The organism is Pseudomonas sp. Irchel 3A18 (genome assembly GCF_900187465.1).
GTDB classification, from domain to species: domain Bacteria; phylum Pseudomonadota; class Gammaproteobacteria; order Pseudomonadales; family Pseudomonadaceae; genus Aquipseudomonas; species Aquipseudomonas cichorii.
The window spans coordinates 366810-389818 of sequence record NZ_FYDI01000001.1 but is presented as its reverse complement, the minus strand read 5'-3'; the positions used below and the strand labels follow the sequence as shown (position 1 = coordinate 389818).

The 23009-nt window shown below is 60.7% G+C and carries 8 protein-coding genes; 6 read left to right on the top strand and 2 right to left on the bottom strand.

Features of this window, described 5'->3' with window-relative positions:
• The first annotated feature begins 158 nt into the window (after nt 1-158).
• The 6 genes from pvdM (at nt 159) to CKW23_RS01585 (ending at nt 10817) form a co-directional block, all read left to right on the top strand.
• Nucleotides 159-1502 (top strand): pyoverdine-tailoring dipeptidase-like protein PvdM, encoded by a 1344-nt coding sequence (pvdM, locus tag CKW23_RS01615; RefSeq protein WP_095066906.1) that lies wholly within the window; start codon nt 159-161, stop codon nt 1500-1502.
• Nucleotides 1503-1544: 42 nt separating this feature from the next.
• On the top strand, nt 1545-2825 hold the full coding sequence (locus CKW23_RS01610; RefSeq protein WP_095066905.1) for an aminotransferase class V-fold PLP-dependent enzyme: 1281 nt from the start codon (nt 1545-1547) through the stop codon (nt 2823-2825).
• 41 nt (nt 2826-2866) lie between these two features.
• Nucleotides 2867-3727: a formylglycine-generating enzyme family protein gene (locus tag CKW23_RS01605; RefSeq protein WP_371856538.1), complete on the top strand. Its 861-nt coding sequence runs from the start codon at nt 2867-2869 to the stop codon at nt 3725-3727.
• Nucleotides 3728-3769: 42 nt separating this feature from the next.
• Nucleotides 3770-5434 (top strand): cyclic peptide export ABC transporter, encoded by a 1665-nt coding sequence (locus CKW23_RS01600; RefSeq protein ID WP_095066904.1) that lies wholly within the window; start codon nt 3770-3772, stop codon nt 5432-5434.
• Nucleotides 5435-5741: 307 nt separating this feature from the next.
• Entirely contained in the window at nt 5742-8180 is a 2439-nt protein-coding gene (locus CKW23_RS01590) for a TonB-dependent siderophore receptor (protein WP_371856537.1), read from the top strand.
• A 312-nt stretch (nt 8181-8492) separates the two neighbouring features.
• Nucleotides 8493-10817, top strand: coding sequence for a TonB-dependent siderophore receptor (locus CKW23_RS01585; RefSeq protein WP_236249367.1), 2325 nt, complete (start codon nt 8493-8495; stop codon nt 10815-10817).
• Between the two features lie 63 nt (nt 10818-10880).
• On the opposite strand, the gene CKW23_RS01580 is transcribed toward CKW23_RS01585, so the two are convergent.
• Together CKW23_RS01580 and CKW23_RS01575 are read right to left on the bottom strand one after the other, a co-directional pair.
• Nucleotides 10881-19508: a non-ribosomal peptide synthetase gene (locus CKW23_RS01580; protein ID WP_095066901.1), complete on the bottom strand. Its 8628-nt coding sequence runs from the start codon at nt 19506-19508 to the stop codon at nt 10881-10883.
• 1 nt (nt 19509) lies between these two features.
• The coding region (locus CKW23_RS01575; RefSeq protein WP_143498877.1) for a non-ribosomal peptide synthetase at nt 19510-23009 on the bottom strand (3500 nt) is incomplete at its 5' end.

Genomic DNA, 23009 nt, shown 5'->3' with positions numbered 1-23009 from the left:
CGGTCTTTATCCAAGCTAGGACGTAGCATCAATGCAGAAATTTAGGGACAGAACCGCGAACGGCATCCGCGTTAAATTTTTCCGCCATCCGCTCGTTCTCCCCAGATAGCAAAGGCCCTTGTGCCTGCTTCTGAACGGCGAACCTGAAAGAGATGGCAATGACAAAACCGCGTTGGAAAAAGGCTCTTTTCATTGGCCTGCCCCTGGCTCTGGCGATCAGTGCAGGCGCAGGCTGGCTGGCCTGGAATTACGGGTCGCCATCGGGCTACCCGATCAAGGTGATGAAACAGGCCGAAGAGCTGCAGGAACGAATCATTTCCTTTGATAGCCACATCACCGTGCCTTTGAAATTCGGCAGCGAACGCCATGAAGCGGACAAGGACGGCTCCGGGCAATTCGATCTGGTGAAGACCGCACGCGGGCGTTTGTCGGGTGCGGCACTGACCGTGTTCGGCTGGCCGGAAATCTGGAACGGCCCCAATGCGCCCCATCGCCCGACGCCGGGCTTCGTGGATGAAGCACGCCATCAGCAAGAGGTCCGCTACAAGATCATCACTGGCATGGTCCGCGATTTTCCGAATCAGGTCGGCATCGCCTACACCCCGGACGACATGCGCCGCCTGCATGGCGAAGGCAAGTTTGCGATTTTCATCAGCATGCTCAACGCCTACCCGCTGGGCAACGACATCAATCTGCTGGACCAGTGGACTGCACGCGGCATGCGCATGTTCGGCTTCAGTTATGTGGGCAACAACAGCTGGGCGGACTCTTCTCGTCCGTTGCCGTTCTTCAATGACTCCCAGGACCCTCTGGGCGGGCTTTCCGAGATCGGCAAGCAGGCCGTACACCGCCTGAACGATCTGGGCGTGATCATCGATGTGTCACAAATGTCGACCAAAGGCCTGGAACAGGTCAGTCAGCTGAGCCGCACGCCTATGGTCGCCTCACACTCTGCTCCAAGGGCGCTGGTGGACATTCCACGCAATCTGAGCGACGAGGAATTGCAGCTCATCAAGCAGAGCGGCGGCGTGGTGCAGGTCGTGGCGTTCCCGGCCTACCTGAAACCCCTGACCCAGAAGACCCAGGACAAGCTCAACAAGCTTCGCAAGGACTTCGACCTGCCGCCACTGCCGAACCTGGCCATGGCGCTGATGCCGGGCGACGCGATCATTACCGTCTGGCCGGAGCAACGTTTCGGTGCTTACGCCAGCAAGCTGTACGCCATCCTCGAAGAAGAGCCCAAGGCCACCGTCAAGGATTTCGTCAATGCCATTGACTACACGGTGAAGAAGATCGGCATCGATCATGTGGGCATCAGCTCCGACTTCAACGATGGCGGCGGCGTGGACGGTTTCAAGGATGTCAGCGAAATCCGCAATGTGACTGCCGAACTGATCGAGCGCGGCTATGCCGAGGCCGACATTGCCAAGCTCTGGGGCGGCAACTTCCTGCGGGTATGGGAGCAGGTGCAGAACTCGGCCAGACCGGTCACCCGCCAATGAACCCCTTTCGCTTGCACACCGACATTTCAGGTATGGCCGCTCATGACTGACCGCAGAACCTTTCTCAAACAGGCTGGCCTGCTCGCGGCTGCACTGCCCATGGGTGCCAGCCTGACCCACTCGGCCACGGCGACCGCTATCGAACTGGCTCCCAAGGACAAATGGGCCACCTTGCGTGGCCTGTTCAATCAGGACCCGGACTATATCCACTTCGCCAACTTCCTGATTACTTCGCACCCCAGGCCGGTGAGCGATGCCATCGAGCAACACCGGGCCAATATCGACCGCAACCCCGGCCTGGCCATGGACTGGGACCTGCAGGAAACCAGTCGCCGCGAAGACAAGGTTCGCGAGTGGGCCGGCAAGTACTTCAATGCCAGGCCCGGCCAGATTGCGTTGACCGGCAGCACAACCGAAGGTCTGGCCATTATCTATGGCGGCATTCATGTACGGCCGGATCAGGAAATCCTCACCACCGAACATGAACACTTCTGTACCCGCAACATCCTGAACTCGCGCAAGAAGAGAGAAGGCACACAGGTCCGCAAGATCCGCCTGTTCAAGGACTCCAGCACCGTTTCGACCGACGAAATCATCGGCAACATCGCCCAGGCCATTCGCCCCGAAACCCGCGTACTGGGAATGACCTGGGTGCAATCGGGCAGCGGCGTCAAGCTGCCGGTCGGTGAGATTGGTGCCCTGGTTCAGGAGCAGAACCGTCATCGCGACGACAAGGACCGCATCCTGTACGTGATCGATGGCGTACACGGTTTCGGGGTCGAGAACCTGGACTTCCCGAGCATGAACTGCGACTTCTTCGTCGCAGGGACCCACAAATGGATGTTCGGACCACGAGGCACCGGCATCATTTGCGCCCGCTCGGAGCAGTTGAAAGATGTCACCCCGCTGATCCCCAGTTTTTCGGAAGCGACCCACTTCGGCACGATCATGACACCCGGCGGCTACCACTCATTCGAGCACCGCTGGGCGGTAGACAAGGCCTTTGAGTTGCACCTGCAACTGGGCAAGGCCGATGTCCAGTCGCGCATCCACCAGCTCAACACCTACATCAAGCAACGTCTGAAAGAACAGCCGGGCATCGAACTGGTCACGCCCATGGCGCCCGAGCTGTCGTCCGGATTCAGCTTCTTCAGAGTCAAGGACCGCAACTGCGACGACGTGGCCGCCTGGCTGATGAAAAACCATGTAGTGGTCGATGCCGTGGATCGAGATATAGGACCGGTCGTGCGCACCGCTCCGGGCCTGCTCAATAACGAGGCCGAAATAGATCGCTTCCTGGCCGTCCTCGGCCAACGTCCATGACGCTTGTCACCCGCTTTCAGTTTTCTGCCTTGAGGCCCGTTATGAACAACATGCTGTCCACCCTGTCCCTGACCGCCCTGCTGGGTGCGCTGTTGCCCGCAGCCGCCATGGCCGCCACGCCCGAACCGGGCAAGGTGTTCAAGGACTGCAAGGACTGCCCGGAAATGGTCGTGTTACCTGCCGGCACCTTCACCATGGGCGCACCGGAATCCGAACTCGGCCGCCAGCCCGACGAAGGCCCGCTGCATGAAGTGACCTTCGCCAAGCCGTTCGCCATCAGCCAGTTCCAGGTGCTGAGCGGCGAGTGGAAGGCTTATATCAAAAGCACCGGCTACAAGATGCCCGATGGCGATACCCGTCCGGGTCGCGAGTGCAAGGCCGGACAACCGCGCTATCCACTGACCGACCGCCAGCCGGCGGTGTGCATGGACTGGAACGAAGCCAAGGCCTACGCCGCCTGGCTGTCGAAGAAGACCGGCAAAACCTACCGACTGGTCAGCGAGGCCGAGCGCGAGTATGCAGCCCGTGGCGGCAGCACCGGCCCGTTCCCCTTCCCCATGGATGAAGGCAAGCAATACGGCATCGCCAAGCATGCCAACACCTACGGCCCGGAAGACGGCTTCAGCGTCACAGCCCCCGCGGGCAGTTACAGCCCCAATGACTTCGGCATCTACGACGCTCACGGCAATGTCTACGAGTGGACCGCCGATTGCGAAACCAGCAACTACAACGGCGCACCCACCGATGGCAGTGCCTGGCTGGCCGGTGATTGCAGTTGGAAGATGATTCGCGGCAACGACTGGACCGAAGCGCCGATCTTCTCCCGCTCCGGCAACCGCAACAGCCGCAAACCCGATGTACGTGGCGACTGGCTGGGCTTTCGGGTCGTTCGCGAACTCTGACGCTTTTTCAGGCCGATCAACGGATAATCACGAGACAACAGCATGACACCCAAATCAGAAAGCCTCGCCCGGGAAACCCTGAGGATCCTCAAGCCATTCTGGTGGCTGGTGGCTCTCTCCACTGTGCTGGGGGTTGTCAGCGGCCTGAGCGTGACCGCCCTGCTGGCCACCATCAACAACGCAATGAACATGGCAGGCGGACCTGACACCCACACCGCGCTGCTGTTCGCCGGCCTGTGCGTGCTGACCCTGGCCTGCTCCACCGTCTCGAACCTGTCGACCAACTATGTCGGCCAGCGCGTGGTCGCCAACCTGCGCCGCGAGCTGGCCGCCAAGGTGCTGGTCGCGCCCATCGAGCAACTGGAGCGCTACCGCTCCCATCGCCTGATCCCGGTGCTGCTCAATGACGTGAACACCCTCAGCACCTTCGCCTTGTCGATTGCGCCGATGGTGATTTCGTTCACCGTCACTCTGGGCTGCCTGACTTATCTGGCCCTGCTGTCGTGGCAGATCCTGGCGCTGACGGTACTGACCGTGGTGCTGGGCACTGGCGCGCAGTACCTGGCTCATCATTTCGGCACCCGCAGCATCATCGCGGCCCGTAACGGCGAAGACGAGTTGCAAAAGCACTATCAGGCCCTGTCGGCCGGTGCCAAGGAACTGCGCATCCAGCGCAAGCGTCGCCAACACATGCTCGACGAGCAGATACATGGCGCGACCGAGCGCATCTGCAAATCCAACGTGCGCGCCGCCAACATTTTCGTCAGCGCCGAAACCTTCGGTTCGATGCTGTTCTTCGCCGTCATCGGCATTGCCATTGCCTTTCAGGCGCTGTGGCCGAGCACCGAAAAAACCGTGCTGGGCGGTTTCGTGCTGGTCATGCTGTACATGAAAGGCCCACTGGAACGCCTGATCACCGCCCTGCCCGGCATCAGCCGCGCCCAGATCGCCATGCGCCGCATTGCCGAGCTGTCGTGGAAATTCTCCAGCCCCGAGCCGCACCTGCTGGTCAGCGACCGCCCCAATACCCTGGCGAACATGCAAACCCTGGAACTGCATCAGTTGCGTTATGACTACCCACCTGTGGAAGGCAGCGAGTCCTTCCATCTCGGCCCGGTCAACCTGAGCATCAAACAGGGCGATATCGTGTTTATCGTCGGTGAGAACGGCTGTGGCAAGACCACACTGATCAAGCTGCTGCTGGGCCTGTACAACCCCCAACAAGGCGAAATCCGCCTCAACGGCAAAGCGGTCATGCCTGAAGAGCTGGACGATTATCGCCAGTTGTTTACCACCATCTTCGCCGACTACCACCTGTTCGACGAACCGATGCAGGGCGAAGCGAAACTGCCTGCCGATGCGGGCAAATACCTGGAGCGCCTGGATATCGCTCACAAGGTCAGCATTCGCGATGGGGCGTTCACCACCACCGACCTATCGACCGGCCAACGCAAGCGCCTGGCCCTGATCAATGCCTGGCTGGACGAGCGTCAGGTGCTGGTGTTCGACGAATGGGCCGCCGATCAGGACCCGGCTTTCCGCCGCGTGTTCTACACCGAGCTGTTGCCCGAACTCAAGCAGCAAGGCAAGACCATCATCGTCATCTCCCACGACGACCGGTATTTCCCGATTGCCGACCAACTGGTGCGCATGCAGGCCGGCAAAATCGAAGTGGAACAGGTGCAGGCCGAACAGGTCTCTGCCTGAATCCAGCCCGTTATCCATGACATGGCCACGCCCGGTTCAGACCGCGAGCGGGGCTTCTTTTTGCCCATGGGTCAACCGCCTCGCCACCACCGATAGCCTTGCGCCATCTTTTTCAGGGCAAATGTGAAAAATTCATTAAATAACTGAGAGGCATTTTCGTTCTCTTTAACAGCACACCTGCGCGGGCATCTGCAGTCAGCCTGGCTCCCCGTAAAAAGTCGAACAGCTTCTGCCCTGATTCGCCTCCGGACAGACCTGAACGACGCTCTTTATCTCCTTGCCAATACCAACTAGAAAGAGCCACTCCATGTACACACCGTCACGACTCACCCCTCTCAGCAAGGCCTTGTTGATCAGCCGGATGTTGCGTCCAAGACCCGCCATGGCGGCCATTGGTCTGGCGCTGAGCATGCCGATGGCTGCTCAGGTACAAGCCCAGGAAATCGAGTTCAATATCCCGGCTCAACCGCTGAGCAGCGCTCTGAGTCAACTGGAAAGCCAGGGCGGCCTGCGTGTGGCTTACAGCCCCGCGGATGTACAGGGCAAGACCGGCGGCGCGGTACAAGGCAAGTTCACTTCGGCACAGGCAGCGGGGAAACTGCTGGCCGGAGCGGGCCTGACCTACAGCTTGCAAGGCAATGCCCTGACGTTGGGCGCTCAGGACTCATCGGCGGCCATCAACCTGGCACCGACCGCGATTGACTCCCAATATCTAGGCACCACCACTGACGGCACAGGCTCCTACACCACCGGCGCGACCACTATCGGCAAGGGCGCAGCGCAATCGTTGCGAGAAACACCACAGTCGGTCACGGTCATGACCCGTCAGGTCATGGACGACAATAACCTCACCAGCCTGAGCGAAGTGCTGGAAGACACACCCGGCATCAGCTTCCAGTACCGCAACTTTGGTGGCCACGTGTATACCTCCCGTGGCTTCTCGTTGCTGGCGGAAAGCTTTCTGGTCGATGGCATTAGCGGCCAGGGCTACCAGATCACCGGCTGGATGCAGCCGGACATGGCGATTTATGACCGCGTTGAAGTATTGCGCGGCGCGTCGGGCCTGCTGGTGGGTGCAGGCCAGCCCGGTGGTGCGGTGAATCTGGTGCGCAAGCGTCCGACTGCCGAGAACAAGTTCTCGATCACCACCCGTGCGGGTTCATGGGATCAGTACCGCGTCGACCTGGATGGCAGTGGCAAGCTCAATGACTCGGGCACTGTCCGTGGTCGCATGGTGGCCGCCTATGAAGACAACGGCTCGTATCAGGATAACCGCAACAGCCGCACGCCCCTGCTGTACGGCATCCTCGAAGCCGACGTGACCGACGACACCACGTTGACCATGAGCCTGCGTCGTCAGGAAAAGGTCATCAACGGCTACTCGATCTACGGCCTGCCGCGTTATAGCAACGGGCAGTCGCTGGATCTTTCGCGCTCGACGAACCTGGCTCCCAAGTGGAACCGGCTCGAAACAGACATGAGCGAAGCTTTCTTTGAAGTCGAGCATCGCTTCAACGAAAACTGGCTCAACAAGACCTCCCTGACCTACTCCGAAGGCGGATTCGATCAGGCCATCGCCTATGCACGTGGCACTGTTAACCCGACAACGCTGGCAGGCTCACGCTTCCAGAGCACGCTGTTCCGTAAAGATGAAGTCAACAGCCTGGGCTTGAACAGCCAGCTGGAAGGCAAGTTCGACGCCTTCGGCCTGTCCCATGAGGTCACTTTGGGTGCTGACTGGTCGAGACAGAGAGCCGACAACAAAAACGTCACAATCGCGACGCCTCTTGCCATCAATATCTTTGATGTCGACACCCGTTCACTTGCCAAACCGGTGAATACAGGCTGGACAAGCAATTACGTCTCGACTGAAGAGCGCGCCGGCCTCTATGCCAATACCCGCATCCACCTGACCGAGCCTTTGAGCCTGGTACTGGGCGGGCGCCTCAGTTGGTTCGAGTATGACTACAACGCCAAATACGGCCCGGCCCTTTCCTATGAATCCAAACAGACTCAGGAATTTACCCCGTTCGCCGGCCTGATCTACGACATCAACGACAACTGGTCCTGGTACGCCAGCTATGCGGATATCTTCACCCCGCAAGCCGCTTACAGACAGGTCGGCGGCGCCCCGCTGGACCCGGCCATTGGCTCCAACTACGAAACGGGTATCAAGGGTGAACTGTTCGACAAGCGCCTGAATCTGTCGATGGCCCTGTTCTATATCAAGCAGAAAGACGTGGCCTACGTCGACCAGACGACAGAAGAACTCTGCCCAGGCGGCTCCGACAACACCTGCTACGTCCAGGGCGGCATCAAACGCAGCAAAGGTGTTGAAATCGAAGCAAGCGGCGAAGTACTGCCAGGGCTTCAGGTCTTTGGCGGCTACACCTTCAACCAGTTGGCAAACAGTTCCGATATGGAAGTGGCCTACGAGACACCAAAACATATGCTGCGTCTGAACACCAGCTATAACCTGCCCGGTGCCTGGAACCGTCTGACGCTGGGCGCTGGCGTATCGGCTGACTCCGGCTACACCGTGCCGTCCAACGATCAACTGGGTGTTGCAGGCCGCGCCATCTGGGATGCACGCGCCTCCTGGAAGCTCGACGAGCACTGGACCGTCGCTCTGAACGCCGACAACCTGTTTGATCGCAAGTACTACACCACAGCCGTGGCTCTGGACCGCTCCAACCTGTACGGCGAACCACGCAGCTACGTCCTGACCCTGCGCGGCGACTTCTGATCCTGCGCAGAATCTGCGGATAAACCGATCCACAGGGCACCACAAAAAGACCAGAGGGCAGCCTCTGGTCTTTTTTATTGAAAGACTTACTAAATTAATTCCTGCCTCATTCGTATGAATTCCTTATGAGCCACGTTGAAAAATCGCCTGGTAAAGGATGACCAGAGGCAGTGCCCCATACGACGGTATGGTTTACCCTGCGTCATTGATCGAAGAGCCATCACCATGCAATCACGCACCCGCCCTCCACTGCCTGTCCGCCTGCTGCTCCAGCCAAGGCCTGCGATAAGAGTGATAGGGTTTGCGCTGCTGATGACGTTCAAGGCAGAGGCCTTGGCGCAGGAGATCGAATTCGATATCCCAGCCCAACCCTTGAACAGCGCCCTGAATGAACTGGGGCGCCAGGGTGATCTGCAGGTGCTGTACAACCCGGACGATATCAAGGGCAAAAGCAGCCAGGCCGTGCGCGGCAGATTTACCCTAGAGCAGGCAGCCAGAAACCTGCTCGATCAGGCCAGAGTGCCTTATAGCCTTGAGAACAACACCCTGACACTGACCGCCATTATTCCTCCGGTCAGCCTCAAGCCCCTGTCGATTCAGGCACCACCGGCAGGTCTGATTACCGAAGGTTCGGGCTCTTACACCACGTCCGCAGTGAGCATCACCAAAAGCGCCCAGTCCCTGCGTGAAATTCCGCAGTCGGTGAGTGTCGTGACCCGCCAGTTGATGAACGACAAGAACCTCTACAGCCTGGAAGACGTGATGGCCCAGGCCACCGGCGTCACTTTTTCCCAACGCAATTTCGGCTCCCATGTCTTCAGCTCACGCGGCTTTGCCATGGAAGACGAGAGCTACACCATTGATGGCATCTCCGGTCAGGGCTACAGCGTGACCGGCTGGATGACGCCCGATATGGAAATCTACGACCGGGTGGAAATCCTGCGGGGCGCGGCCGGGCTGCTGATCGGCGCGGGCAACCCCGGCGGCACGGTGAATCTGGTGCGTAAACGCCCGACCGCCATACCGCAGTTTTCAATAACCACCCGCACCGGCACCTGGAACAACAACCGGGTGGATCTGGACGGCAGCAGCAAACTGAACGACTCGGGCAGCATCCGGGGCCGCTTCGTGGCGTCTTATGCCGACCGTGACTACTTTATCGATGGCCTCAGCAAATCCGCCCCGCTGTTGTACGGCATCCTCGAAGCCGACCTGAATGACGACACCACCCTGGCTGTGGGCGTTCGCCGTCAGGAAGCCGATATCAAAGGCTTCACCATCTTCGGCCTGCCCCGCTACAGCGATGGCAGTGCCCTGGACGTACCACGCTCGACTTCACTGGCCCAGGACTGGAACCGTCACCAGACCCGCACGGACGAAGTGTTCACGGAACTGGACCATCACTTCAGCGAGAACTGGTCGGGCACACTGTCTGCCACCCATTCAACGGGTTCGTTCGAGCAGAAAGTGGCCTATGCCCAGGGCGCCATCGATCCGGCGACATTGACCGGTTCCCGTATCGCCCGAACCCTGTTCCGCTCCGACCAATTGCACAGCAACGGTTTCGATGCGCACATGGACGGTCATTTCGAGGCGTTCGGCCTGGAACACCAGCTAACCTTCGGCGGCAACTGGTCGGAGCAGATGCGTAAGTCCAGCCAAGTCAATGTGACATCCAACCAGCCCATCGATGTATTCGACCCCGACAGCCACCTGATTGCCGAACCGGCCCAGCCCGACTGGACCTCCATCACCGACTTCAGTGACAAACGCTATGGCGCTTACGCCAATCTGCGCCTGCATCTGTCGGAGTCGTTGAGTCTGGTCATGGGCGGTCGCCTTAGCTGGTATGACTACCAGACCCAGGCAGCGAGCGTCACTCGTAAATCCATAGAGCAACATGAACTCACGCCTTTCATAGGCACGATCTACGACCTGAATCCCGACTGGTCCCTGTACGCCAGTTACACCGATATCTTCCTGCCGCAAAGCGTGTACCGGGATGCTGCTGGCAACCTGCTGAAACCGGCCATCGGCGCAAACTACGAAACCGGCATCAAAGGCGAACTCTTCGAGCAACGCCTGAATCTTTCCTTTGCGATGTTTTACGTCAAGCAGAAGGATGTGGCGGTGGAAGACAACGCCAATCCTGGCGAATGCCTGATGAACGATATCTACGGCACCTGCTACCTGAACGGCAATATCCGCCGCAGCAAGGGGTTTGAAGTAGAAGCCAGCGGCGAACCCCTGCCCGGCCTGCAAACCGTGGCGGGTTATACCTTCAATATGACCCGTGGCAGCGACGGCCAGTCCATTTCGGCCGAAACACCCCGACACCTGTTTCGCATGACCGGCAACTACACCCTGCCCGGCACCTGGAACCGCCTGACCCTCGGCGCCGGGGTTTCCGCACAGAGCGGCTATTCGGAAGCCGAATCATCAGCAGAAATCAAAAACCCCGGCCGCGCCATCTGGGACGCCAGAGCCTCCTGGAAAATAGACGAACACTGGAGCGTGGCCCTCAACGGCAACAACCTGCTGGATCGCAAGTATTACAAGGCGACCGGGGATGTGGACCGAGGAAATTATTACGGAGATCCGCGCAATTACATGCTGACATTGCGCGGCGAGTTTTAGAGCTGCCGAAGGCAGCAGCTACAAGAGTTTGAGGCTTGCAGCTTGCGGCTTAAAGCTTGCTGCTCATTTCCCCCTCAGCCTTTCTACAACCCCGTCCAGAAACCCCTCCCCGATCACGATATTGTCGTGCCGCTCCTGAATGACGATCGAAGAACCCAGCCCGTTTACCGAGCATTGTTCTTCAACCACGGCTTGCGCCTTGAGGATCTGGTCCGGTTCGCGGCTTTGTCCTGCCCACCAGCAATCCACTTTTACGTCCAGTGTCTTGAGGGTGAAGGCTTCGGCCAGTACGGCATTGGCGTGCAGCAGTTTGTAGCCGGTTTCGATTTCATCCTGGATCGCGATGTCCTGGAACACGCTACGCAGGCTTTCGACGCCGATACCGGCATCCTGTGCAACCTGTTCGATCACCCGGTCAGCGATTTCACGTTCATCCTTGAGCGATACCCTGGCGCTTGCGATCAACTCGATCACACGCTCACGGGCCAGCCCCGGCACGAACGCCACCAGGCTCTGGATCAGACTCTGGAAGAGATTCTGGTCCTGATTCCGTGCCCGGACTTCAGGGTCCTCCTCGATCCAGCTCAGGCCTGCGGAAGCCGGCAGCATCGTGTCCACCAGCGCCAGGAAATTCACCTTGTCACCATCGCGCTCCAGAATATGCGCGACATCGATGGCCAAGGCTCCGCCCAGGGACCACCCCAGCAGGTTGTATGGCCCGACAGGCTGGGTGAGCCTGATCTGCTCGACGAAGTAACCGACCATTTCCTCCCAGGATCTGTCGAACCAGCCCGGCACCACATAGGCCTTGTTGACCAGACCATACACCGGCCGATCTTCGCTCAGCCTGCCTGCCAACGGGTAATAGGAGTAAGTGCCGCCGCCACCCGGCGGCAGGCAGAACAGCGGGGTTTTGTCAGACGGGCTGTTGTTCATGCGGATGACCGCAGACTTGACCTTCGCCTCGCCTGCCCGCAGGAAGTCAGCCAGTTCGCCCAGGGTCTGCATCAACAGGAAATCATGCAGTTTGATGGAGATATCGAACGCTTCGCGAATCCTGCCCGCCAGGGACACCGCCAACAGCGAGTGGCCGCCCAGGGCAAAGAAATTGTCGTTGAGGCCCACACGCTCGACTTTCAGCACGTCCGCCCAAAGAGCGGCAAGCCGCTCTTCCAGTTCGGTACGTGGCGCCACATAACCTTGTTGCAACTGGCTGGCATCCGGCTTTGGCAGGGCCTTGCGATCCAGCTTGCCGTTGGCAGTCAGCGGCATGACGTCAACGGCTACAAAGTGCGTCGGCACCATATAATCCGGCAGCAGCGTCTTGAGATGCTCCTTCAATCCATTCACATCCTGCGCGCCATCGTTCGCTACCCAGTAGGCTGCAAGCTGCTTGCCGCTCGGGCCGTCGATATCGATCACATGGGCTTCGCGCACGCCCGGATGTTCATTGAGCCGCGCCTCGATTTCACCCAGCTCGATGCGCAACCCGCGGATCTTGACCTGATGGTCGATCCGGCCTGCATAGTCGATCACCCCATCGGCACCGTAGCGCGCCAGGTCGCCGGTACGATACAGGCGACCGCCATTGGCCGAAAACGGATCGGGCACGAAGCGTTCGGCAGTCAATGCAGCACGCTGGTGATAACCCCGCGCCAGGCCGACACCGCCCAGATACAACTCGGCTGCCGCGCCACGGGCTGCCGGTAGCAGGCCATCGTCCAGAATGTGCGTCTTGAGGTTATCGATAGGCCGACCGATCGGCACGCTCAGGGTATCGTCCGGCGTGCAGGTCCAGTGGGTCACGTCGATGGCCGCTTCGGTCGGGCCATAGAGGTTGAACAGACCTGCTTGCGGCAAACGCTTGAGCACTTGCGAAGCCAGCTCAGCGGGCAAGGCCTCACCACTGCACACCACGCGGCGCAGGCTGTGGCCGTTTTCCACCCGCTCATGGGTCATGAAGGCCTGAAGCATCGAGGGTACGAAGTGCAGGGTCGTGACGTTGTAGCGGGTAATGGTCTGCAGCAGACGATCAGGGTCCCGATGATCCCCCGGCAAAGCTATCGCCAGACGTGCGCCGGTCAGCAGCGGCCAGAAAAACTCCCAGACCGAGACGTCGAAACTGAACGGGGTTTTCTGCAACACGGTGTCGCTGGCATCCAGCCCGTAGGCTTTCTGCATCCAGTGCAGGCGGTTGACCAGGGCGCGATGGCTATTGCCCGCGCCTTTGGGTTTACCCGTCGAGCCTGAGGTGTAGATCACATACGCCAGGTTTTCGGGATGGGTGCGATTGACCGGGTTGTCCTGGCTGTAAGCTTCCAGCCAGTCACCCTCCTGATCCAGGCACAACGACTGAACATGATCGGGCACCGGCAGGCCTTGCAGCAGTGACGTCTGGGTCAGCAACAGGCCAATGCCGCTGTCGGCCAGCATATAGGCCAGACGGTCCTGAGGATAATCCGGGTCCAGCGGCACATACGCCCCACCGGCCTTGATAATCGCCAGCAAGCCGATTACCAGTTCCAGACTGCGCTCGACGCAGATCCCCACCCGCGCATCCGGACCGATACCTGACCCGCGCAGTTTGTGGGCCAACTGGTTGGCGCGGGCGTTCAGTTGCGCATAGCTCATCTGCTGATTGTCGAAGATCAACGCCGGAGCATCGGGGGTCGCCAGCACCTGGGCTTCGATCAGGGTGTGTACGCACTGCTCGCCCGGGAACTCGGCAGCGGTGGCGTTCCATTCTTGCAGAATCTGTTGCTGCTCCTGCTCATCCAGCAACGACAGCTCGCCGATGGCAGCAGCCGGATCACGCACCAGCGCCTGAAGCAGGTGCTGGAAGTGGGTGGCCAGTTGCGTCACCACCTCTTCGTTGAAGTGCTGGCGGGCGTAGCTCAGGCGCAGGGACAGCGTCTCGCCCAGATTCACCACCAGGGTCAGCGGATAATGGGTCTGCTCCTGGTTGATCAGGCCACTGAAGGCCAGACCGTCCGGCGAAGCCTGTTGCAGGGCTTCGGACACCGGGTAGTTCTCGAACACCAGAATGTTGTCGAACAGCGCTTCGCCACCGCTGCCTGCCAGACGCTGGATTTCGTACAACGGCGTGTGTTCGTACTCGCGCAGGGCAATATTCTTGCCCTGCACCTGCTGCACCCAGTCCGCCACCGACTGCTCGGGACGCGGACTGGCAATGACTGGCAAGGTGTTGATGAACAGGCCAAGCTGCTCTTCAACCCCCGGCAAGTCCGCCGGGCGACCTGCCACGGTTGCGCCAAAGGTCACGCTGGCTTGCCCGGTATAACGCTGCAACAGCAACAACCACGCCGATTGCACCAAGGTGTTGAGCGTCACGCGCTGCTCGCGGGCAAACTCGCTCAGGCGCTGGGTGCCGGCAGCATCGATCAACTGGAAGTAATCGCCATGGCCCTGCCCGCCTGCATTGGACTTGAGCGCCTGCACCAAGCGGGTCGGCTCGTCCAGCTCGGCCACCTGTTCGGTCCAGAAACGCTCGCTGGCCTGGGCATCCTGACGTTGCAGCCACTCGATGTAATCACGATAACGGCTGCTCTGCTGCGGTATTGGCTGACCGCTGTAGCGTTGCAGCACTTCGCCCAACAGGCGCGAACTGCTCCAGCCGTCCATGAGGATGTGATGGCTGGTGTAGATCAGGTGATGAGTGTTGGCTCCAGTGCGCAATACCGCCAGACGCAACAGCGGGCCTTGGGTCAGATCAAAACCTTTCTGCCGATCGGCGTGCGCCCAGTCATCTAGCCAGACAGAGGATTGCCCCTGAGCATCCAGCTCGACAAACGGCACGTTCACCGTGCGCTGCACCACTTGCAGCGAGTGTTCCAGATGGCTGACGAACCCGCTGCGCAGCACTTCATGGGCATCCACCGTCGCCTGCCACGCCGCCTGGAAGCGCCCGACTTCAAGGCCGGTCACATCGACGCGCATCTGGTTGATGTAGTTGCCCGCTTCTTCCTCGAACAAGGTGTGGAACAACATGCCTTGCTGCATCGGCGACAGCGGATAGATGTCTTCGATTTCACGCGGATTGATCGACAGTTGCCCCAATTGTTTCTGACTCAAACGGGCCAGCGGGAAGTCGGACGGTGTCACCCCGGCGCCACCCTCGGTGGTGCAATGGGCGATCAGTTGCTGCAATTCCCGGGCGTATTCATCGGCCAGGCGCTGTACGGTATCGGGCTCGAAAACCGCCGCACTGAAACTCCAGCTCAGGCGCAACTCGCCGTTGTAGACCTGACCATTGATGCTGATCGGGGCCGCCAGCGGGGCCTCGCTGCTCTGGGACGCGCCGCTGCTTTCCCCCGAGGGTGCGAACAGCGCATCGCTGGCATCGAAACTGCCATCGAACTGGCCCAGGTAGTTGAAGACAATGCTGCCCTGCGCCAGGTGTTGCAGGCTCTGCCGCACAGGTTCTGCGCCGAGATAACGCAACACGCCGTAACCGATGCCCTTGTTGGGGATGGCGCGCAGTTGCTCCTTGATCGACATGATCGAATCGGCAAGAGCTGCATGCGCAGTGAGCCTGACCGGATACAGGCTGCTGAACCAGCCAACGGTGCGGCTCAGGTCAATGTCGTCGAACAGGTCTTCGCGACCATGCCCCTCCAACCGGACCAAGGCATCGGGCTGGCCAGTCCAGCGGCTGATCACGCGGGCCAATGCGGTCAGCAACAGGTCGTTGATCTGGGTGCGATAGGCGGCCGGAGCGTCTTGCAGCAATTGCCGGGTCAGGTCGCTGTTCAAATGGGTGGTCACAGAGGTGGCATGTTTCTGCTGCTGCCCGCCGTCCGGATGATCGCTTGGCAAGGTATCGCTGACGTCCTGCAACTGCGCTTGCCAGTAAGCCAGCTCCGACGCCAGCGCCGGGCTTTGGGCGTAAGTGTGCAACTGCGCAGCCCAGGCCTTGAGGGAACTGGTCTTGGCGGGCAGCGCCAGGGCCTTGCCGGTATTCAGGGCGACATAGGCTTGTTGCAGGTCCTCCAGCAACACACGCCATGACACCCCGTCCACCACCAGATGATGGATGACCAGCAACAGGCGCTGCTCGCCTTCAGGCAGGTTCACCAGCACGGCTCGCAGCAGAGGGCCGTTTTTCAGGTCCAGGCTGCGCTGGGCTTCGTCAGCCAGTTCGGTCAGGCGTGACCGGTCATTGAGTTCGTGTTCCCACAACAAGTCGCGGGTGTTCAGCGGCCCGAAGGTCGCCTGCCATTGGCCGTCCTGCTGGGCAAAGCCCAGGCGCAGAGCGTCATGCTGCTCGATCAGAGCCTGCAAGGCTGCCAGCAGATGACTGGCTTCCAGCGGGCTGTTGGGCTTGAGCATCACCGACTGGTTCCAGTGATGGCGCTCGGGAATGTTCATCTCGAAGAAACGCGCCTGAATCGGCAGCAACGGCAAGTTGCCGCTCACCTGCTCGACGACTGCTGCGGGCTTCTTCTGGATCAGTTTGGCCACCGTCGCCAACTGGGCGATGGTCTGTTTCTCGAACAGTTGCTTGGGGCTCAGCTTGAGGCCCTGACGCTTGGCACGGGCGATGATTTGCAGGCTGAGGATCGAATCCCCGCCCAACTCGAAGAAGTTATCGGTCGTGCCAACCTTCTCCAGCTTGAGTACATCGGCCCAGACGGCGGCGAGCTTTTCCTCGATCTCGCCGACCGGTGCGGTGTAGCGCTGTTTGACCACACCCGGCGTGGGCAACGCACGCTTGTCCAGCTTGCCGTTGGCGGTCAGCGGCAGACGCTCCAGCACCACGAACTGCGCGGGCACCAGGTATTCCGGCAGGCTGGCAGTCAGTTGTTCGCGCAGAGTTTCGACCTGCAGCGTCGTGCCCGTAGCGGCCACGCAATAGGCCACCAGTTGCAGGCGGGATTCGTCGCTTTCCAGTGGCAAGGCCAGCACCACGGCTTCGGCCACGCCATCCAGCGCTTGCAGCACCTGGCCGACCTCACCCGGCTCGACCCGATAGCCGCGAATCTTTACCTGATCGTCGGCACGGCCCAGGTATTCCAGCAAACCGTCTACCCGGCGCGCACGGTCACCGGCGCGATACAGACGCTCGCCATCGCCTTCCGGGTCCGGCACGAAACGCTCGGCCGTCATGGCCGCACGCCCCAGATAGCCCTGCGCCAGGCCGCGACCACCCAGATACAACTCACCGGCCACCCGCTCGGCCATCGGGTTCAGCCAGGCATCCAGCACCCGCGCCTTGCCGTTGGCCAGGGGGTGTCCCACCGGCACGCTGCGACAGGCCTCCAGTTTTTCCTGCACTTCATGGGTCAGGATGCCTACCGTGGTTTCGGTCGGGCCGTAGTGGTTGACGATCCGGCAACCCGGTTTGAGGGTTCTGATCTGTTCGATCAAGGACCAGGAACTGGCCTCGCCCCCCAGGATCAGCATCTGCTCCGGCAGCACGTCGGAAGACCTTGTGGCCTGCAACAAGCCTTGCAGATGGCTCGGCACGATCTTCAACACTGCCACCTGATGCTCGGCCATGTACGCGGCGAAACCATCGGGATCGAATGCCTGTTCATGGGACAGCAAATGCAGTTGACGACCGGATGCCAGGGCGCCGAACAACAGGGTATGGCCCAGGTCGGCGGCAACGGTGGACACCATGGCCATGCTCGCCTCGGCGCTCAGGGAAAGACGCTGGAGCACGCCTTGCAGGTAGTTGGCCAGCGCGCCATGGCTGATGACCACGCCTTTGGGCTGCCCGGTGGAGCCGGAGGTATAGATGATGTAGGCCGGTTGCTGCGGCAGCACTTGAATATTCAACGGGCTCGTATCGACATCGGCCCACAGGCTGGCGTCATAGGCCAGCACCGGGCAGACACCCAGGCTGGCAGCCTTGTCATCGCCTCGGGCGTGGATCAGCAGCACCGCGCCGCTGTCCCTGGCCAGTTGCTGCAAGCGTTCGGCAGGTTGCGCAGTATCCAGCGGCAGGTACACCGCACCCAGTTTCAGTACGGCCAACAGGCTGACCACCCACTCCACTGAACGGTCCTGACACAGTGCCACGGTCATGCCATCGGCAATGCCTTCGCCTTGCAGGTAACGGGCGAACTGGCTGGAGCGCTGTTCCAGCTGGTCATAGCTCAGCACGTGCTGACCAACACGCAATGCCGGCTTGCCCTGCCCGGCGTGCAGGCCTTTTTGCCACAGGGCCAGGAAATCGGAACTGGCGAAATCGACAGTCCGGGGTGCAACCGGAGCCGTCACGGCAAGCGGATGATCCGCCAGGCGCTCGCCGGAATGCACCACCAGCGCTTCCAGCACGTTCTGCAACGACGCCGCGATACGCTCGATGGTCGACGCCTCGAACAGGTCGGTGGCGTAGGTGAAATAACCGCGCAACCCCGACGGGGTGTCGGTGAAGTCAAAGGCCAGGTCGAAACGCGCATCACCGCCGCCCACCGGGAACTCGGCCACGGTCAACCCGGCCACAGCCGTACCGGCGCTGCCTTCATCACCGGCAAACACATGCTGGTTGATCTTGAACTGGAACAGCGGGTTGTGGCCCAGGTTACGCTCTGGAGCCAGGGCATCCACCAGATGCTCGAACGGCAGCTCCTGATGGGACTGCGCGCCCATCACCACGCTCTTGACCTGGTCCAGCAGCTCGACGAAGGTCTGGCGCTCATCCACCTGAATGCGCAGCACCTGGGTATTGATGAAGAAGCCGATCAGGCCTTCCAGCTCATTGCGGGTACGACCGGCATTGGGCGCGCCGATGCGGATATCGGCCTGACCGCTGTAGCGCGACAGCACCACCGACAACGCAGCCAGGGTCAACATGAACACCGTCTGGCCGTTGTTGCGCGCCAGGGTCTTGAGCCGGGCAGAGAGCCCTTCCGGCAGGTCCGCCCGCACGATTGCTCCGCGATAACTCGGCTGGACAGGCCGTTCATGGTCCAGCGGCAATTCCAGCAATGGATGCTCGGTGCCCAGTTGTTGCTTCCAGTATTCGAGTTGACGCTCACCCTCCCCGGCTTCCAGCCAGGCGCGCTGCCAGATGGCGTAGTCGGCATATTGAATCGCCAGTGGCGGCAATTGAGCAGGCTGTCCGGCGACCTGCGCCTGATAGAGCTGAACGAATTCGCGAATCAGCAACTCACCCGACCAGCCATCGGAGACCACGTGATGCATGCACACGGTCAACACATGCTCGGCGTCGCTCAGGCGGAACAGTTTCACCCGCAGCAGCGTGCCACTCAGCAGGTCAAAGGGCGCCTGCAATTCGGCTTTGACCTGCGCCTCAATGTCGTCGTGGCTGGCATAGGCGACGTCCAGTGCGACGGTCGCCTGCTCAAGAATTTCCTGATGAAACTCGCCCTCCACCGACACGAACCGGGTACGCAGGGTTTCATGGCGTTGCACCAGCCGCTCAAGGGCCTGTGCCAGAGCGCGCTCGTCCAGCGGGCCATTCAGGCGCACAGCCAGCGGCACGTTGTAGGCGATATTGCCCGGCTCCAGTTGCCAGAGGAACAGCATGCGTTGCTGGGCGTAGGACAACGGGATGCGTTGCACGTCATGGCGGGTCACCGCAATGGGCAACAACCTGAAGCTTTGCCCGGTCTCGCTCATCTTGGTGAGAATCTGGCGGCGCTGCTCCACGGGCAAACCGACGAAGCGCTGGGCAATACGTTCTGCTGCAGACTTTTCCATGTCAGATACCCGCCATTTCATTCATCATTTTTTCGATATCGGACAAGCCGTCCTCGGTCAGCGACAAGCCGCTGCTCTCCAGTGCCTGGATAAAGTCGTTCAATTGCGGTTTCTCGAAAACAAGGCGCAGGGGCACATCGACCCCAAGGCCTGAATGGATTCTGGAAATGAGCCGGGCTGCCAATAGCGAGTGCCCGCCCAGCTCGAAAAAGTCATCAGTCAGGCCGACACGCTCGACCTTCAGCACCTGCGCCCAGATCTCGGCGATCTGTCGTTCCTGCTCGGTGGATGGCGCGACATAACTACGCTGCAACTGGCTGGCATCGGGCTTGGGCAAAGCCTTGCGGTCCAGCTTGCCGTTGGGGGTCAGCGGCATATGCGGCAAGCAGACGAAGTGGCTCGGCACCATGTAATCCGGCAGACCGGCCCGCAAATGCGCCTTCAGCTCGTCACGCAGGGTATTGGGGTCTTGCCCCTCTTCGGCAGGAACCAGATAAGCCACCAGTTGCTGGCCCGCCGGCCCGTCGATATCGATGACCACCCCTTCATGCACCCCAGGGTGTTCTTGCAGGCGTGCTTCGATTTCTCCCAGTTCGATACGGAAACCGCGAATCTTCACCTGATGGTCCAGGCGCCCGACGTACTCGATCACTCCGTCGGCGTGATAGCGCGTCAGGTCGCCGGTGCGGTACAGCCGCGAACCGGGCGGGCCGAACGGATCGGGAATGAAGCGCTCGGCGGTCAACGCAGCACGCTGGTGATAACCGCGAGCCAGGCCATCGCCACCGATCAGCATCTCGCCTCGGGTGCCGATCGGCAACACATTGATATCGTCGCTGACGATGTGCAGACGGGTATTGGCCAAAGGCCGACCCAGCCAGATATCGTCACAGCGGGTCAGGTCATGGCGCGCCGACCAGATGGTGGTTTCCGTCGGCCCGTAGACGTTCCAGACATGCCCGGCCTGATCGATCAGCCGTTGGGCCAGTTCGACGCTCAAGGCCTCGCCACCACACAGCAAGGTCTTGCCCTGCAAAGCGCCTGCCGGAGCGCTGTCCAGCAGCATGCGCCAGGTAGACGGTGTGGCCTGGATCACGCTGACAGCCTGTTGTTCGATCACCGCCAGCAAGGCTTGCGGGTCCTTGTTTTCATCGGGACGCAACAGCACCACCGAAGCGCCGCGCATCAGCGGCAGGTACAGCTCCAGCCCGGCGATATCGAACGACAGCGAGGTCAGGGACAAGACTTTATCTTGAGCGCTCAGCCCCGGCTGCTCCGCCATGCTATGGAGGAAGTTGACCAGCGCCTGATGGCCGATGGTCACGCCTTTTGGCAGCCCCGTGGAGCCGGAGGTGTAGATCACATAGCCCAGGTTTTGCGGATGCGCCGGGTTGATCGGGTTTTCGCTGCTGTAGCCTGCCAGCCAGTCACCGGCCTGATCCAGGCACAGGCTCTGGACAGATGCCGGGATCGGCAGACGCTCGCGCAGCGCCGTCTGGGTCAGCAACAATTGCAGGCCGCTGTCTTCGATCATGTAGGCCAGTCGGTCCTGAGGGAAATCCGGGTCCAGCGGCACATAGGCGCCGCCCGCCTTGAGGATCGCCAGCAGGCCGACCACCTGCTCCAGGCTGCGCTGCACCGCGACACCCACCAGCACATCCGGGCCAACGCCCAGTTCGCGTAGCTTGTGGGCCAGTTGATTGGCGCGGCTGTTGAGCTGGCGATAGGTCAGTTGTTCGCTGCCCAGCATCAGCGCCGGCGCATCAGGCGTGGCCTGTACCTGAGCCTCGATCAGTGCAGGCAGGCATTGCTCGCTCGGGTAAGCGGCAGCACTGTCGTTCCAGCCCTGCAGAATCTGCTGACGCTCGGCCTCGCTTTGCATCGGCAGTTCGGTAATTCGCTGGCGGGTGTTGATGCAGATGGCTTTCAGCAAGGTCAGCCAGTGCTCGGCCATGCGCTCGATGGTGGCGATGTCGAACAGCGCCGTGGCGTAGGTCAACCCGACGCTCAGGCCACCTGCATGCTCCGTGGTGCCAAGGGTCAGGTCAAACTGCGCCGCATGGCTGTCCGACTCAAGGCCCTGAACACTCAGCCCGGACAACTCGCGAACCTCGGCATTACCTTGGCTCTGATGATTGAACATCACCTGGAACAACGGGCTATGGCTCAGGCTGCGCTGCGGCTGCAAGGCTTCCACCAATTGCTCGAAGGGCAGTTCCTGATGAGCCTGGGCCTGCAAGGCAGTCTGCTTGACCTGCTGCAACAGCTCCCTGAACGTGGTGTGCAGGTCGAATTCGGCGCGCAGCACCTGAGTGTTGACGAAGAAACCAATCAACCCTTCGGTTTCAGCGCGGGTACGGTTGGCAATCGGCACGCCAACCCGAATATCGTTTTGTCCCGAATGGCGATGCAGCAGGCTCTGGAACGAGGCCAGCAGCAACATGAACAGCGTCACGCCTTCCTGGCGCGCCACGTCTCTGAGGTTATCGAGCAGAGTACTTTCCAGCTCAAGGCCCAGCCTTGCTCCGGCATGGTTCTGCACCGCTGGCCGTGGCCGGTCCGCAGGCAATTCCAGAATCGGCTGCTCGTCGCCCAGTTGTTCCTTCCAGTAGGCCAGTTGCCGAGCCTGCTCGCCAGCCTCCATCCAGGTGCGCTGCCACAGGGCGTAATCGGCGTATTGAATCGCCAGCTCACCCAGATCGACGTCATGCCCCTGGCTGTAGCCTTCGTACAGACGCACCAGTTCATCGACCATGATCGGCATCGACCAGCCATCGGAGACGATATGGTGTTGAGTCAGGACCAACACATGCTCGTTTTCGCCCAGGTTCAGCAGCTTGACGCGCAACAAAGGCCCCTGCTCCAGATCGAAGGGGCGCTGCACTTCCTGTTGCACGCAGACGCTCAGGGACTGGCCCGCAGGCAAATGCTCCACCACCAGCCTGAAGGCCGACGCCGGATGGACAACCTGTACCGCCTGCTCACCGTTCTGGCGGAAGGTCGTGCGCAGGGTTTCATGGCGGGCAATCAGCGCCGTGAAGCTCTGCTCCAGCGCCTCGAGATCCAGCGAACCGTTAAGGCGCAGGGCAACCGGCATGTTGTACGCGGTGCTTTCCGGCTCCAGTTGCCAGAGGAACCACTGACGTTGCTGGGCATAGGACAAGCCCAGCGGCTGGCTTCGGTCTGCTTTAACGAATCCCGGAGCCTGACTGCTCTGCCCTTGATCAGCAGCCTGAGCAAAACTGGCCAGACTCTGGGCTTCAAACAGATTGCGCAATGACAGCTCGAGGTTCAGTTGCTGACGAATCCGGGAAATCACCTGAGTCGCCAGCAGCGAGTGGCCGCCCAGCTCGAAGAAATTGTCGTTCAGACCGACCCGTTCGACTTTCAGCACGTCCGCCCAGATGGCCGCCAGTTGCTGTTCCAGCTCGCTGTGCGGTGCCACATAGCTGTTCTGCAACTGGCTGGCATCCGGTTTCGGCAAGGCCTTGCGGTCCAGCT